This is a genomic window from Streptomyces sp. NPDC004539, assembly GCF_040610055.1.
Taxonomy (GTDB): domain Bacteria; phylum Actinomycetota; class Actinomycetes; order Streptomycetales; family Streptomycetaceae; genus Streptomyces.
The window spans coordinates 20,943-34,208 of the sequence record NZ_JBEXLS010000032.1 but is presented as its reverse complement, the minus strand read 5'-3'; the positions used below and the strand labels follow the sequence as shown (position 1 = coordinate 34,208).

The 13,266-nt window shown below is 71.2% G+C and carries 11 protein-coding genes and 1 tRNA gene; 3 read left to right on the top strand and 9 right to left on the bottom strand.

Features of this window, described 5'->3' with window-relative positions:
- Nucleotides 1-50: 50 nt before the first annotated feature.
- Genes ABZX85_RS42735 through pgsA form a run of 3 tightly spaced genes read right to left on the bottom strand, consistent with a single transcriptional unit; the run spans nucleotide 51 to nucleotide 2,868 of the window.
- Nucleotides 51-1,253, bottom strand: a complete 1,203-nt coding sequence (locus tag ABZX85_RS42735; protein ID WP_355882056.1) for a glycosyltransferase family 4 protein — start codon at nucleotides 1,251-1,253, stop codon at nucleotides 51-53.
- Nucleotides 1,250-2,158 carry a phosphatidylinositol mannoside acyltransferase gene (locus ABZX85_RS42730; RefSeq protein WP_355882053.1) on the bottom strand — a complete coding sequence of 303 codons (909 nt, stop codon included), beginning with the start codon at nucleotides 2,156-2,158 and terminating at the stop codon, nucleotides 1,250-1,252. The genes ABZX85_RS42735 and ABZX85_RS42730 overlap by 4 nt, the downstream gene beginning before the upstream one ends.
- Nucleotides 2,155-2,868, bottom strand: coding sequence for a phosphatidylinositol phosphate synthase (gene pgsA / locus ABZX85_RS42725; RefSeq protein ID WP_355882050.1), 714 nt, complete (start codon nucleotides 2,866-2,868; stop codon nucleotides 2,155-2,157). The genes ABZX85_RS42730 and pgsA overlap by 4 nt, the downstream gene beginning before the upstream one ends.
- 258 nt (nucleotides 2,869-3,126) lie before the next feature.
- Here pgsA and ABZX85_RS42720 point away from each other — a divergent pair, with 258 nt between their 5' ends.
- Nucleotides 3,127-5,322, top strand: a complete 2,196-nt coding sequence (locus ABZX85_RS42720) for an elongation factor G-like protein EF-G2 (protein ID WP_355882047.1) — start codon at nucleotides 3,127-3,129, stop codon at nucleotides 5,320-5,322.
- Nucleotides 5,323-5,521: 199 nt separating this feature from the next.
- Nucleotides 5,522-7,183: a hypothetical protein gene (locus ABZX85_RS42715; protein WP_355882044.1), complete on the top strand. Its 1,662-nt coding sequence runs from the start codon at nucleotides 5,522-5,524 to the stop codon at nucleotides 7,181-7,183.
- Between the two features lie 19 nt (nucleotides 7,184-7,202).
- Here the strand turns inward: ABZX85_RS42715 and ABZX85_RS42710 are convergent, their stop codons facing one another.
- The 4 genes from ABZX85_RS42710 to ABZX85_RS42695 form a co-directional block, all read right to left on the bottom strand.
- The gene (locus ABZX85_RS42710) at nucleotides 7,203-7,754 is read right to left on the bottom strand and encodes an HIT domain-containing protein (RefSeq protein WP_355882042.1); all 552 of its coding nucleotides are present in this window, start codon (nucleotides 7,752-7,754) and stop codon (nucleotides 7,203-7,205) included.
- A 151-nt stretch (nucleotides 7,755-7,905) separates the two neighbouring features.
- Entirely contained in the window at nucleotides 7,906-9,882 is a 1,977-nt protein-coding gene (thrS, locus tag ABZX85_RS42705) for a threonine--tRNA ligase (protein ID WP_355882039.1), read from the bottom strand.
- 103 nt (nucleotides 9,883-9,985) lie between these two features.
- Nucleotides 9,986-11,200 carry a hypothetical protein gene (locus tag ABZX85_RS42700; RefSeq protein ID WP_355882037.1) on the bottom strand — a complete coding sequence of 405 codons (1,215 nt, stop codon included), beginning with the start codon at nucleotides 11,198-11,200 and terminating at the stop codon, nucleotides 9,986-9,988.
- Nucleotides 11,197-11,763, bottom strand: a complete 567-nt coding sequence (locus ABZX85_RS42695) for a DUF4365 domain-containing protein (RefSeq protein ID WP_355882035.1) — start codon at nucleotides 11,761-11,763, stop codon at nucleotides 11,197-11,199. Before ABZX85_RS42695 ends, ABZX85_RS42700 begins: the two co-directional genes overlap by 4 nt.
- Before the next feature lie 168 nt (nucleotides 11,764-11,931).
- Here ABZX85_RS42695 and ABZX85_RS42690 point away from each other — a divergent pair, with 168 nt between their 5' ends.
- Nucleotides 11,932-12,660: a 3'-5' exonuclease gene (locus tag ABZX85_RS42690; RefSeq protein ID WP_355882032.1), complete on the top strand. Its 729-nt coding sequence runs from the start codon at nucleotides 11,932-11,934 to the stop codon at nucleotides 12,658-12,660.
- A gap of 47 nt (nucleotides 12,661-12,707) precedes the next feature.
- Here the strand turns inward: ABZX85_RS42690 and ABZX85_RS42685 are convergent.
- Nucleotides 12,708-12,779, bottom strand: a tRNA-Val gene (locus ABZX85_RS42685).
- 39 nt (nucleotides 12,780-12,818) lie between these two features.
- Complete coding sequence (locus ABZX85_RS42680; RefSeq protein WP_355882030.1) at nucleotides 12,819-13,265, bottom strand: SRPBCC family protein; 447 nt, start codon at nucleotides 13,263-13,265, stop codon at nucleotides 12,819-12,821.
- Nucleotide 13,266: the final 1 nt, after the last annotated feature.

Sequence of the window (13,266 nt, the reverse complement as noted above, 5' to 3'; positions counted from 1 at the left end):
CCGGTCGGGTACGGCCATGCGTACGGCCAAGCACACGCCCCCTCCCCCGCTCAGTCCCGCGCCAGCCCCAACCGCGCCCGAAGCCCCCCGCCCCCGGCCGTCTCGTCCGCCGCCACAGCCGCCGCCCCCGCTGTCACCGTCTCGTAGACGGAGAGGATGTCCGCCCCCACGGTCGACCAGTCGAACCGCCGGACATGGGCGCTCCCCCGCTCCCGCAGCTCGGCCCGTCTCGCAGGGTCGCCCAGCAGCCGGACCGCCCCTTCCGCGAGCGCGTCCGCGTCCTCGTTCGTGAACAGCTCTCCGGCGGCCCCCTGGTCGAGGACCTGGGCGAACGCGTCGAGGTCGGAGGCCAGGACAGGGGCCCCCGCCGACATCGCCTCGACCAGGATGATCCCGAAGCTCTCGCCCCCGGTGTTGGGCGCGACGTAGAGGTCGATGCTGCGCAGGAAGCGGGCCTTGTCCTCGTCGGAGACCATCCCGAGGAACTCGACACGGGAACGCAGCTCGGCGGGGAGGGCGGCGACGGCCTCCTCCTCGTCCCCCCGCCCGGCGATCAGCAGGCGCGCCCCGGGACGCTCGGCGAAGATCCGCGGAAGGGCCTTGATCAGGACCGGCAGCCCCTTGCGGGGTTCGTCGATACGGCCGATGAACCCGAGCGTCTCGCCCTGGACGCCCGCCGGACCACTCGCCCCGCCCCCCTGCCACTCGGCCCGGGGCTCCGCGCGGGCGAAGAAGTCGACGTCGACCCCGTTGGGAATGACGACCGCGTCCCCCCCGAGGTGCTCGACCAGCGTCCGGCGCGCGTACTCGCTCACCGCGATGCGCGCGCTGATCTTCTCCAGCGCGGCCTGGAGGATGGAGTACGCGGCGATCATCGCGCGGGAGCGCGGATTGGACGTGTGGAACGTGGCCACCATCGGCCCCTGCGCCGCCCAGCACGCCAGCAGCCCGAGCGACGGGGACGTCGGTTCATGGATGTGGACGACGTCGAACGCGCCGTCGTGCAGCCAGCGGCGCACCCGCGCGGCGCTCAGGAAGCCGAAGTTGAGACGCGCCACCGAGCCGTTGTACGGGACGGGCACCGCGCGGCCGGCGGAGACGACGTACGGCGGGAGCGGGGTGTCGTCGTCGGCCGGGGCGAGGACGGACACCTCGTGCCCCAGGCGGATGAAGTACTCGGCGAGATCCCGGATGTGGAACTGGACGCCCCCCGGCACGTCCCACGAGTAGGGGCAGACGATGCCGATCCTCACGCGGGCCCCCTCGCGGGGTCGAGGTCCGCGAGCCACAGCCGTTGCAGCATGTGCCAGTCCTCCGGATGGTCGGCGATTCCCGAGGCGAAGACGTCTGCCAGCGCCTGTGCCATGACAGACGTCTTCTCGGCCCGCGTACCTGACTCGGGTACCTCGATCGGGGGATGCACCTGTCCCCGCATGACGGGCGAGTCGTCGTACCAGAGCGTCACCGGCAGCAGCAGCGCCCCCGTCTGCTGGGCGAGCAGCGCGGGGCCGGCCGGGATGCGGGTCTTCTCGCCGAAGAACGTGACCTCGACGCCGGACGCCGACAGGTCCCGCTCGGCGACCAGGCAGACGAGGCCGCCGTCGCGCAGGCGCCGGGCGAGCGTGCCGAAGGCGGTGCCGCCGCTGTGCGGCAGGACCTCCATGCCGAGCCCCTCGCGGTAGGCGACGAAACGGTCGTACAGGGTCTCGGGCTTGAGGCGTTCGGCCACCGTGGTGAACGGGGTGTCGAGCTTGGTGGTGACCCAGGCGCCCGCGAGGTCCCAGTTCGCCATGTGCGGCAGGGCGAGGACGACGCCCTTGCCGGAGGCGAGGGCGTCGGTGAGGTGGTGGACGTCCTTGGGGTCGAAGCCGCCCCGGACGCGTTCTCTGCTCCACGCGGGCAGGCGGAAGGACTCCATCCAGTAGCGCAGGTAGGACCGCATGCCCGCGCGGGAGAGCTCTTTCAGCCGTTCGGGGCTCGCGCCCGGCACCACGCGCGCGTAGTTGCTCTCCAGCCGCAGCACCCCCTTGCCGCGCCGCTTCCAGGCCAGGTCGGCGATCGCGCGTCCCAGGCGGACGGCGACGGGTTCGGGGAGCTTCTTCACACCGGCCCAGCCGGCGCCGTACAGCGCGTCCGTCAGGGTGTCCCGGGCGGTCACTTCGCGGCCTCGGAGCCCCGTGTCTCCTGGCCCTGAGCCCCCTGCCGGGAAGCCTCCTGCCGGGCCGTCTCCTCCGCCGCCGCCTCTGCCTCGGCGGACTCGCGGCGGACGGTGACGACGCGCTGGATCAGCGTGACGAGGCTGCCGACGGCGACGAGCCACAGGGCGACCGGCAGGAGGTACTGGATGCCGGGCACGCCGAACTTGTGGAGCCCCGCGAGCCCCGCGGCGACCAGGGACACCACGAGCCGCTCCGCGCGCTCCACGAGCCCGTTGACGGCCACCGGGAGCCCGATCGACTCGCCCCGGGCCTTCGTGTACGACACGACCTGCCCGCTCGCCAGACAGAAGATCGACACGGCGCACAGCACGTTGTCGTCCCCGTTGCCCGCGTACCAGAGCGCGAAGCCGCCGAAGATGGCGCCGTCCGCGACCCGGTCCAGCGTCGAGTCCAGGAACGCGCCCCAGCGGCTGGAGCGGCCGAGCTGGCGGGCCATGTTCCCGTCGACCAGGTCGGAGAACACGAACAGCGTGATCACGATCGTGCCCCAGAACAGCTCGCCCCGGGGGTAGAAGACCAGAGCGCCCGCCATCACACCCGCCGTGCCGATCAGCGTGACCGTGTCGGGGCTGACGCCCCGCCTGATCAGAAAGGAGGCGAACGGGGTGAGGACACGCGTGAAGAACGCACGCGCGTACTTGTTCAGCATGGCTTTCCCGACAGTCGAAGGCGCCGGGGGCCCTTGCTGGCCACCGGCTGGCCCATCGTAGCCACGCGCGCGCTTGTACGACGGTCGGGCACCCGCACCCACCCTTTGACGCGAAGGGTTCGCGTCCGCCGTATGGACGCCCCGTGACGGGAGTGGAAAGCTCGAAGGACCGCGGGCGTCAACGCAGCCGCCGCTGGTCGCGGAGTTCTGTGTGCGCTCGCGTCCCAGGGACCTCACCGTTGCTCGGGAGGCAAGGACATGGGCGACAAGGCACACGCACACCTCGGAGCCGCCGGCAGGGCTACGGCGGCCGACCATCCCGCGTCCGTACGGAATGTGGTGCTGGTCGGCCACTGCGGAGCGGGCAAGACGACACTGGTGGAGGCTCTCGCGCTGACGGCGGGGGCGGTGAACAGGGCGGGCCGGGTCGAGGACGGCGGGACCGTCTCCGACTACGACGAGATAGAGCACCGGCAGCAGCGCTCCGTGCAGCTGTCCCTGGTGCCCGTCGAATGGGGAGGCATCAAGGTCAACCTCCTCGACACACCCGGGTACGCCGACTTCGTCGGCGAGCTGAGGGCCGGTCTGCGGGCTGCGGACGCGGCCCTCTTCGTCGTCTCGGCCGCGGACGGCGTGGACGGCGCGACACGCATGGTGTGGGACGAGTGCGCGGCCGTCGGGATGCCCCGCGCGATCGTCGTCACGCACCTGGAGGCGGCCCGCGCCGACTTCGACGAGATGGTACGGACCTGCGCGGACGCGTTCGGCGGCGACGACCCCGACGCCGTCCTCCCGCTCTACCTGCCGCTGCACGGCCCCGCGGGCCCCGACGGCCACGCGCCCGTCACCGGCCTCACCGGGCTCCTCTCCCGCACCCTCTTCGACTACGCCTCCGGCGAACGCAAGGAGTCCGACCCGGACGAGGCTCAGCTCCCGGCGATCGAGGAGGCCCGCAACCGGCTCATCGAGGGCATCATCGCGGAGAGCGAGGACGAGACCCTCATGGACCGCTACCTGGACGGCGAGCGGATCGACGTCCAGACCCTGATCGACGACCTCGAACGCGCCGTCGCGCGCGGGACGTTCTTCCCCGTGCTGGCCGGCGCCCCCGCGGCGGACGGCGCCCGGCAGGGCATCGGCACCGTCGAACTCCTCGAACTGATCACCCGCGGCTTCCCCACCCCCCTGGAGCGCGAGGCCCCGCACGTCACGACGATCGACGGCCACGCGCGCGTGCTGAAGACCTGCGACCCGGCCGGCCCCCTCGTCGCCGAGGTCGTGAAGACCTCCTCCGACCCGTACGTCGGCCGCGTCTCCCTCGTCCGCGTCTTCTCCGGCACCCTGCGCCCCGACGAGACCGTCCACGTCTCCGGGCACGGACTGGCCGACCGGGGCCACGAGGACCACGATGTCGACGAGCGGGTCGGCTCGCTGTCGGCGCCCTTCGGGAAGCAGCAGCGGACGCTGACCCACTGCATCGCCGGGGACCTCGCGTGCGTCGCGAAGCTCGGGCGGGCCGAGACCGGGGACACCCTCTCCGCGAAGGACGACCCCCTGCTGATGACCGCCTGGCGGATGCCCGACCCCCTGCTGCCGCTCGCCATCGAGGCGCACAGCAAGGCCGACGAGGACAAGCTCTCCCAGGGCCTGTCCCGGCTCGTCGCCGAGGACCCGACCATGCGGCTCGAACACAACCCGCACACCCACCAGGTCGTCCTGTGGGCGCTCGGCGAGGCCCACGCGGACGTCGCCCTGGAACGGCTGCGCAGCCGCTACGGCGTCCAGGTCGACGTCGTCGCGCACAAGGTGTCGCTGCGCGAGACGTTCGGCGAACGCTCCGGCGGGCGCGGGCGGCACGTCAAGCAGTCCGGGGGGCACGGGCAGTACGCCGTCTGCGAGATCGAGGTCGAGCCGCTGCCCGGGGGCTCCGGGATCGAGTTCGTCGACAAGGTCGTCGGCGGGGCCGTCCCCCGGCAGTTCATCCCGTCCGTCGAGAAGGGCGTCCGCGCCCAGGCCGCGCGCGGCGTCGCCGCCGGATACCCCCTGGTCGACGTCCGCGTCACCCTCCTCGACGGCAAGGCGCACTCCGTCGACTCCTCCGACGCCGCCTTCCAGACCGCCGGCGCCCTCGCCCTGCGCGAGGCCGCCGCCGACGCCACGATCCACCTCCTGGAACCCGTCGCCGAGGTCAGCGTCCTCGTCGGCGACGACTACGTCGGCACCGTCATGAGCGACCTCTCCGGCCGCCGCGGACGCGTCCTCGGCACCGAGCAGACCAATTCCGGTCGCACCCTGATCCGCGCCGAGGTCCCCGAGATCGAGATCGGCCGCTACGCCGTCGACCTCCGCTCCCTCTCCCACGGCACCGCCCGCTTCGACCGCGTGTACGCGCGGCACGAGGCGATGCCGGCGCACGTCGCGGAGAAGGTGCGCGAACAGGCACGCGACACCTAGGAGTTGGCGCGGGGCCCGGACAACCGCCGCGTGCGGGGCGGGAGTCCGGGCCCACCTCCACGCGCTCCCGTGCGCCCCCGGGGCGAGAACACGCGTGTCAGTGGGGACGGATACCCTGATGACCTGATCAACAGGTGTGCGGAGCACGGAAGTCGGGAAGGCCGCAGGAGCGGGTTCGGCGGCGATCGGGGGCGGTTACATGACCGTTGACAGTGTGTACGGCGACATCTTCGGCCCACAGGTGCCGCTGATGAGCGGCGGAGGACAGACGGCGACGTTCGCGCTGGCCTCGGCCGCCTACCGGGACAGCCCGGCCGAGGAGATAAAGAAGGCCGACAACGAATGGCACCAGTCCTCGGTCAGCACCGGCCGCAGCTGGGCCAAGATCTTCCGCCCCAACCTCGGCGAAGCCTTCTCCCAGGCCGTCATCGACCGCATGCTCGGCGTCGGCCGCAAACCCCTCATCCAGTCCTTCGGCGCCGAACCCGCGGTGATCGTCGAACACTGCCTCGCCGCGAACAACATCCGCCGCGAGCGCGACCGCAAACTCGCCGCCGTCATGTTCCTGTGCGGCGTCGTCTTCCTGCCCGGCCTCCTGATCTGGCTGCTCGTCTTCCAGCTCCGCGCCAGCATGGGCAGAAGCACCAACAAACGCGCCTCCGGCCTCGCCACCGCCCTCCTCGTCGCCGTCGGCATCTTCGCCGCGATCCTCCTGATCAAGCTGCCCTTCGGCGGCCCCCTCGGCTGGTACGTCCGCGGGGCGATCGTCGCCCCCGTCGCCGGCTGGTTCCTCGCCCGCCGGATCTGCGAGTCCACCGCGAAGGACCTCCGCGAGCGCTGGGACAGCCTCCTGTCCGGCGGCAGCGTCGGCGCCAAGATCCCCGAGGCCGTCCCCACCAGCCCCGACCAGGCCGCCGCCGAACAGCTCCGCCAGTCCCTGGCCCGCCTCTCCGCCGAACAGCAGTCCAACGGCGTCTTCTACGCGGGCCCCAAGGGCATACTCGGCATGGGCACCCGCTGGGGCTCCTGGCACCTCGCCGAGGAACTCGTCCCCCTCGACCCGGTCAAGGGCGTCCACGAGTTCCGCAGCTGGACGATCGCCCGCGCGATCAGCGACCAGCTCAACCTGCTCCAGCGCCAGAGCCTCAAGACCGGCGGCTTCCCCGCCCCCTCCGTACGGCACTGGATCGTCTCCCACGTCGGCGAGGGCGCCAAGGCCGTCTCCCGCCCCGAGGGCACCGACGTCGAGGCGTACCAGTTCAAGCCCAAGGCCATCGAGGACATCTGCAACAACCAGCAGTTCGGCAGCGGCAACCGGCACTACCTGGGCGTCCAGTGGACCACCTGGGACGGCCAGCTCATCATCACCATGATGATCACCGTCACGGTCCTGCACGAGACGCTCCGCATAGAGGTCACCGGCCACGCGCTGGGCCCCGTCAACGGCCTGTTCATGTCCAAGCCCGAGGCCCCCACCAAAGAGGTCGCCAAGACCGTCCGCTTCTGGGAGACCCGCAAGATAAAACTCCCCCTCGTCACCACCGACGAGGTCGTCCGCCTCGGCGCCCGCGCCACGATCAGCTGGTACCCCCCGCTCCTCCAGTGGCTCGGCGGCTCCATAGGGCTCCCCGAACCCTTCGGCCTCCGCCACGCCTGGGCCGACCAGCCCTGGAAACACCGCTTCATGGCGGACGACGCGCTGCGCGCCGCCACCCCCGTCCTGCGCGTCGTCCACGCCGCGACGATCAAGGTCCTGCGCGAACACGACGTGGACGTCGAGAAGTTCGTCAACCGCGCCGGGGTGCTCAGCGGCGGCGTACAGGACCCGAGCCCCGGGAAGACGGACACCTACAACGCGTGAACCCCCGCCGGCCGAGCCCTCACGACTCGGCCGGCCACGCCTCCGCGAGCATCTTCCGCGTGTCCGCCAGCAGTTGCGGCAGCACCCGCGTGTGCCCCACCACCGGCATGAAGTTCGTGTCCCCGCCCCACCTCGGCACGATGTGCTGGTGCAGATGCGCCGCGATCCCCGCGCCCGCCACCGCGCCCTGGTTCATCCCCAGGTTGAAGCCGTGCGCCCCCGACGCCCGCCGCAGCGCCGTCATCGCCTGCTTGGTCAGCTTCGCGACCTCCGCCGTCTCCGGGTCCGTGAGGTCCGTGTAGTCGGCGACGTGCCGGTACGGCACGGCCATCGCGTGACCGCCGGTGTACGGGTAGAGGTTCAGCACGACGTACGCCAGCTCACCCCGCTTGACGATCAGACCGTCCTCGTCCGATTTCGCCGGGATCGAGCAGAACGGGCAACCGTCGTCGGCCCCGGGGCCGGTCGGCTTGCTCTCGCCCTGGATGTAGGCCATCCGATGAGGCGTCCACAGGCGCTGGAACGCGTCCGGCACGCCCACTCCGATCTGCTGCTCCGGCTCACTCGTCATGGTGAGCAGCATATGGCGTACGGCCGGGGGCAGGGGAAAGGCCCCCGGAGCGAACTCCGGGGGCCGGAACCCCGCTGACGCGGGGACGACGGCGCCTTGTGCTTATGCGCCTTCCGAATCTTCGGACCACCCCCGCCTCAGCGGGGAACAACTACACCTGCACTCGACGCGCTACGACGTCAACGAGCTTAGCCAGCGCCTGGTCACGCGGAATCCCGTTCTCCTGCGAGCCGTCCCGGTAGCGGAAGGAGACCGTCCCGGCGTTCATGTCCTCGTCGCCGACGATGATCATGAACGGCGTTTTGGCTCGCTGAGCGTTCCTGATCTTCTTCTGCATCCGGTCCGACGAGGAGTCCACCTCGACCCGCAGACCCTTCTTCTTCGCCTCGGCCGCGAACTCCGTCAGGTAGTCGATGTGTGCGTCCCCGATCGGGATACCCACCGCCTGCACCGGCGCCAGCCACGCCGGGAACGCCCCCGCGTAGTGCTCTAGCAGCACGGCGAAGAACCGCTCGATCGACCCGAAGAGCGCGCGGTGGATCATGACCGGCCGCTGCTTCGTGCCGTCCGCCGAGGTGTACTCCAGGTCGAACCGCTCGGGCAGGTTGAAGTCGAGCTGGATGGTCGACATCTGCCAGGTCCGGCCGATGGCGTCCTTGGTCTGGACGGAGATCTTCGGCCCGTAGAACGCGGCCCCACCCGGGTCCGGCACCAGCGGCAGCCCCTGCTTCTCGGCCACCTGCCGCAGCGTCTCCGTGGCCTCTTCCCAGACCTCGTCGCTGCCGACGAACTTCTCCGGGTCCTTGGTCGACAGCTCCAGGTAGAAGTCGTCGAGCCCGTAGTCCCGCAGCAGCCCCAGCACGAACGTCAGCGTCCGGTCCAGCTCCTCGGACATCTGCTCACGCGTGCAGTAGATGTGGGCGTCGTCCTGCGTGAAGCCGCGCGCCCGGGTGAGCCCGTGCACGACACCCGACTTCTCGTACCGGTACACAGTCCCGAACTCGAACAACCTCAAAGGCAATTCGCGATACGACCGCCCCCGCGCGTCGAAGATCAGGTTGTGCATCGGGCAGTTCATCGGCTTGAGGTAGTAGTCCACGCCCTCGTCGAGCTGCATGGGCGGGTACATGCCGTCCGCGTACCAGTCGAGGTGACCGGACTGCTCGAAAAGCTTGCCCTTGGTCGCGTGGGGCGTGTAGACGAACTCGTACCCCTCCTCCTCGTGCCGCCGCCGCGAGTAGTCCTCCATGACCCGGCGGATGATCCCGCCCTTGGGGTGGAAGACGGCGAGCCCGGAGCCGATCTGCTCGGGGATGGAGAAGAGGTCCAGCTCGCTGCCGAGCTTGCGGTGGTCACGCTTCTCGGCCTCGGCGAGGAAGTCGAGGTACCCCTTCAGCTCGTCCTTGGACGGCCAGGCGGTGCCATAGATGCGCTGGAGCATGGGGTTGCGCTCGCTGCCCCGCCAGTACGCGGCGGCGTTCCGCATCAGCTTGAACGCCGGGATCAGCCGGGTCGACGGCAGGTGGGGACCCCGGCAGAGGTCCTTCCAGCACAGCTCGCCGGTCTTCGCGTCGAGGTTGTCGTAGATGGTCAGCTCACCGGCGCCGACCTCGACGTCCGCGCCGTCGTCGGCGGAGGCGGACCCCTTGAGCCCGATCAGCTCCAGCTTGTACGGCTCGTTCGCGAGCTCCTCGCGGGCGGCCTCGTCGGTGACGACGCGGCGCGCGAACTTCTGGCCGCGCTTCTGGATCTCCTGCATCTTCTTCTCGACGGCCTTGAGATCCTCGGGCGTGAACGGCTTCTCGACGTCGAAGTCGTAGTAGAACCCGTCCTTGACCGGCGGTCCGATGCCGAGCTTGGCCTCGGGGAACAGCTCCTGCACGGCCTGTGCCATGACGTGGGCGGTGGAGTGCCGCAGGATGTTCAGGCCGTCCTCGGAGGAGATCTCGACGCCTTCGACGGTCTCGCCGTCGGACACCACGTACGCGAGGTCCTTCAGTTCGCCGCCCACGCGCGCGGCGACGATCGTGCGCTCGCCGGCGAAGAGGTCGGCGGCCGTGGTCCCCGTCGTCACCACGCGCTCTTCCCGCTCGGAATCGCGTTGGATGGTCACACGGACGTCTGACACCGGTCTCTCCTGCCTGAAGGTGAAATGCGGCGCCATACGAGGAGCGCGCGCAAGAGGGGATCGTACCGACCCCGGACCACCCTCCGCGAAACAAGCCCCGAGGTCAGTCCTCGTCCAGCTCTCCCCCGCACGCCTCCTCGAAGAAGTCGAGGTTCTCCTGGAGCGACTTGAGCAGCCGGTCCCGTTCCTCGTCGTCGACCTCGACGGGTACGACGCCGTAGGCGCCCGCGAGCCGCCGGAACCCGCCCCGGCTCTCCAGGCGGCCCCGCACCCGGACCGGGAGTCCGAGCAGATGGGCCTGTCCGGCGATGCGGTAGTCCTCCTCGTCGAGCCTGATCCGCACCTGCGGCACCTCGGCCCCGCCGAGCACCCGCAGCCGCACGCTCCCCTCCCCCCGGGGCCCGGACCGCCGCAGCCGTACGACGGCCCCGGTGACCGTGACGGGTACGGCGGGCTCCTCCCGCAGGTAGCGGGCGCCGGCCTCGCGCAGCGCGGGCAGGTCCCCGGGCGAGAACTCGACGGGTTCCCCGGAGGCGGTGCACCCCTCGGGCACTCCGGCGCCGGGTGCCCAGGCGATGCCGATCCGGGCGCCTTCCGTCCCACGTACGAGCACGATCAGCGCCTCGGTGAGTTCGCGGCTGACGCCGGCTTCGACGGCGCCGTCGAAGGCGTCCGTGGCGCCGGTGGCGCGCTGGTAGTCGACGGCCTCGCGGGTGGCGTGGAGGGCGTGGTGGAGGCGGACGGCGAGGGGGCGGGCGGTGGCTACGGGGACGAACGCGGTGAGCCGGCGGCCTCCTTCGGCGGTGCCGACGAGGACGTCGTCGAGGAGGGCGCCGGCTCCTCGGCGGTGGCGGGCGCCGTGGTAGCCGGTGCGGGCGCGGGTGGCGAGGGCGCCGGCGAGGAGGGTCTGGCGGGCGGCGGCGCGCAGGGCGTCGTCGGTGCGCCAGGAGGCGGGTTCGTCGGGGACGTCGCGTGACCAGCGGATCTCGTCGCTGGGGACGGTGAGACCGAGGAGGACCTCGTGGGCGGCGGGGGTGGCGGCGCGGGTGAGGGCGGTGAGGGCTTCGGCGAGGAGGTCGTCGCTGTCGGGGAAGGCGCGGCTCTCGGGGACGAGGAGGCTGGTGCCGGCGCCGGGTCCGGGGGGTGTCCAGCGGCCGTAGCGGCCGGGGGCGCCGCCGCGTCGCTGCCAGCCGTGGCGGCGCAGGAGGGCGGCGAGGACGGCGGGGTCGACGTCGGCGGGGCGGGGGGTGCGGTCCCAGCCGGGTGCGGGGTGGGGTCGTACGGCGCGCAGGGTTTCGTCGAGCGGCCGGTGGCTCATGGTCGTCCTCCCGTCCCGACCCGCGTCATGATCTCGCACAGCGCTCGGTCGTCGAAGATGCGTGAGGTCGGTATGCGTACGGTGGTGCGGGTGCGGCCGGTGATCGGGTGGCCGGCGAGGTTGGTCCAGTAGCAGCAGTGGCGCAGGTCGAGGCGGTCGTGGCCGGCGTGCAGCCAGTCGTCCTGGGCGCGGGGGACGATCATGACGACGAGGATCTTGTGTACGGAGACGGGGGTGCGGGCGAGTTTGCGCAGGTGGTCGTTTTCGAGGGTGAAGGGGAAGGTGCGGCCCGGCGGGTGGGGTGGGAGCTGGTAGGTCGCCTTGAGCTGGACCTTGATGGTGACCTCGTCGTCGACGGTGTGGCCGGGTGAGCCGTGGCTGACGTGCCAGTCGATGCCGTTGTCGGGGAACGGCTGGGAGAGTGAGCAGCCGGCCGCGGCGGCGACCGCGTGCAGATAGCCGACCTGCAACGTCTCCATGCAGGCGGTGGTGGCGAGCGTGCCGCGATGGGGGCCCGTGCGTTCGGGCAGCAGCCCGCCCCGCTCGGGCTGCGCTATCGCCATGACCAACAGCCTTCCCCGTTTTGCGAGTTCTTGGTGCGGTCCGGCGAATGGCCTGGTCCCGCACTCCTGTTGTGTCCTTCCGGCGTACGGCGCAAACAGCCCGGGTATCACCAAACAGGCAGAAGACGGCATGTCATCGGCCGTGCGTGAACGAGGGGTTGTGAGGATATGGCGTGCTGGTACGAAGGTCCTCTCGCGGCCTTCGACACCGAGACGACAGGAGTGGACGTCGAGACCGACCGGATCGTGTCGGCCGCGCTCGTCGTGCAGGACGCCACGGGTACCCGGCCTCGGGTGACCCGCTGGCTGGTCAATCCGGGGGTGCCGGTGCCGAGTTCGGCGACGGCGGTGCACGGGCTGACGGAGGAGCACCTTCAGCGCAACGGGCGCTGGCCGGCGCCGGTGATGTACGAGATAGCCGAGCTGCTGGCCGAACAGGCGGCGGTGGCGCGGCCGTTGGTGGTGATGAACGCGCCGTTCGACCTGACGCTGCTGGACCGTGAGCTGCGCCGGCACCGGGCGTCGTCGCTGGACGAGTGGCTGGAGCAGACGCCGCTGCGGGTGCTGGACCCCCGGGTGCTGGACAAGCATCTGGACCGCTACCGCAAGGGCCGCCGTACGCTGACGGATCTGTGCGAGCACTACGAGGTGACGCTCGCGGAGGCGCACGACGCGGGTGCGGACGCGCTGGCCGCGCTGGAGGTCGTACGGGCTGTCGGGCGCCGCTTCTCGGCACGTCTGGAGCGTCTCTCCCCCGGTGAGCTGCACAGTCTCCAGACGGGGTGGCACGCGGCGCAGGCGCGTGGTCTCCAGGCGTGGTTCGCGCGCAGCGGTCAGGAGGAGACGGTGGACCCGGCGTGGCCGCTGCGTCCGCCGAGCCTTCCGGCGGCGGCGTGAGGGCAAGCAAAAAGCCGGTCAGCTCGCGGCTGACCGGCCTTTCCCGGTGGGCGATACTGGGTTCGAACCAGTGACCTCTTCGGTGTGAACGAAGCGCTCTCCCACTGAGCTAATCGCCCGGGAACGCACTGAACAATACAGGCCCGCCCGCCTTTCCTTCAAACCGTTCGCAGCACCCGGACGAGTCCGCGCCGCCCGGCGCGCATCATCAGCCGGTGATTGAGCCGGAACACGGGCCGCCCGGGCACGGCGAGCACCCGCAGCAACGCCTTGCGTACGACGACGGCTTGCTCGTACCGCGCGAGCGTCCCGCCCCCGTGCGCCTCCAGTGTCCACCGCGCCCACCCTTCGAGATCCCCGCTCATGGAGATCTCCAGCACCCCGGCGACGGGGTCGCGCCGGACTTCGCGCGCGGTGAAGGTCAGCGTGTAGGGGAGGGTGGCCCGAATCCGTACGACGCCGGTGGTGTCGTCGGCCCGGGTGACCGAGCGGACCTGGGGCCACCAGTGGGGGTAGTCCTCGGCCCGCTCCAGTGCCGTGTACACGGCGGCGACCGGAGCGGGGAGGCGCCACAGGCTGTGGAAGCGGTAGTGCGTCCAGTCCATG

What these genes read in the sequence shown, in the direction of transcription:
- pgsA (WP_355882050.1), bottom strand. Translation starts at nt 2,868, where the DNA reads ATGCTGAACAAGTACGCGCGTGCGTTCTTCACGCGTGTCCTCACCCCG.
- ABZX85_RS42710 (WP_355882042.1), bottom strand. Translation starts at nt 7,754, where the DNA reads ATGACGAGTGAGCCGGAGCAGCAGATCGGAGTGGGCGTGCCGGACGCG.
- ABZX85_RS42715 (WP_355882044.1), top strand. Translation starts at nt 5,522, where the DNA reads ATGACCGTTGACAGTGTGTACGGCGACATCTTCGGCCCACAGGTGCCG.
- ABZX85_RS42695 (WP_355882035.1), bottom strand. Translation starts at nt 11,763, where the DNA reads ATGGCGATAGCGCAGCCCGAGCGGGGCGGGCTGCTGCCCGAACGCACG.
- ABZX85_RS42700 (WP_355882037.1), bottom strand. Translation starts at nt 11,200, where the DNA reads ATGAGCCACCGGCCGCTCGACGAAACCCTGCGCGCCGTACGACCCCAC.
- ABZX85_RS42720 (WP_355882047.1), top strand. Translation starts at nt 3,127, where the DNA reads ATGGGCGACAAGGCACACGCACACCTCGGAGCCGCCGGCAGGGCTACG.
- ABZX85_RS42690 (WP_355882032.1), top strand. Translation starts at nt 11,932, where the DNA reads ATGGCGTGCTGGTACGAAGGTCCTCTCGCGGCCTTCGACACCGAGACG.
- ABZX85_RS42680 (WP_355882030.1), bottom strand. Translation starts at nt 13,265, where the DNA reads ATGGACTGGACGCACTACCGCTTCCACAGCCTGTGGCGCCTCCCCGCT.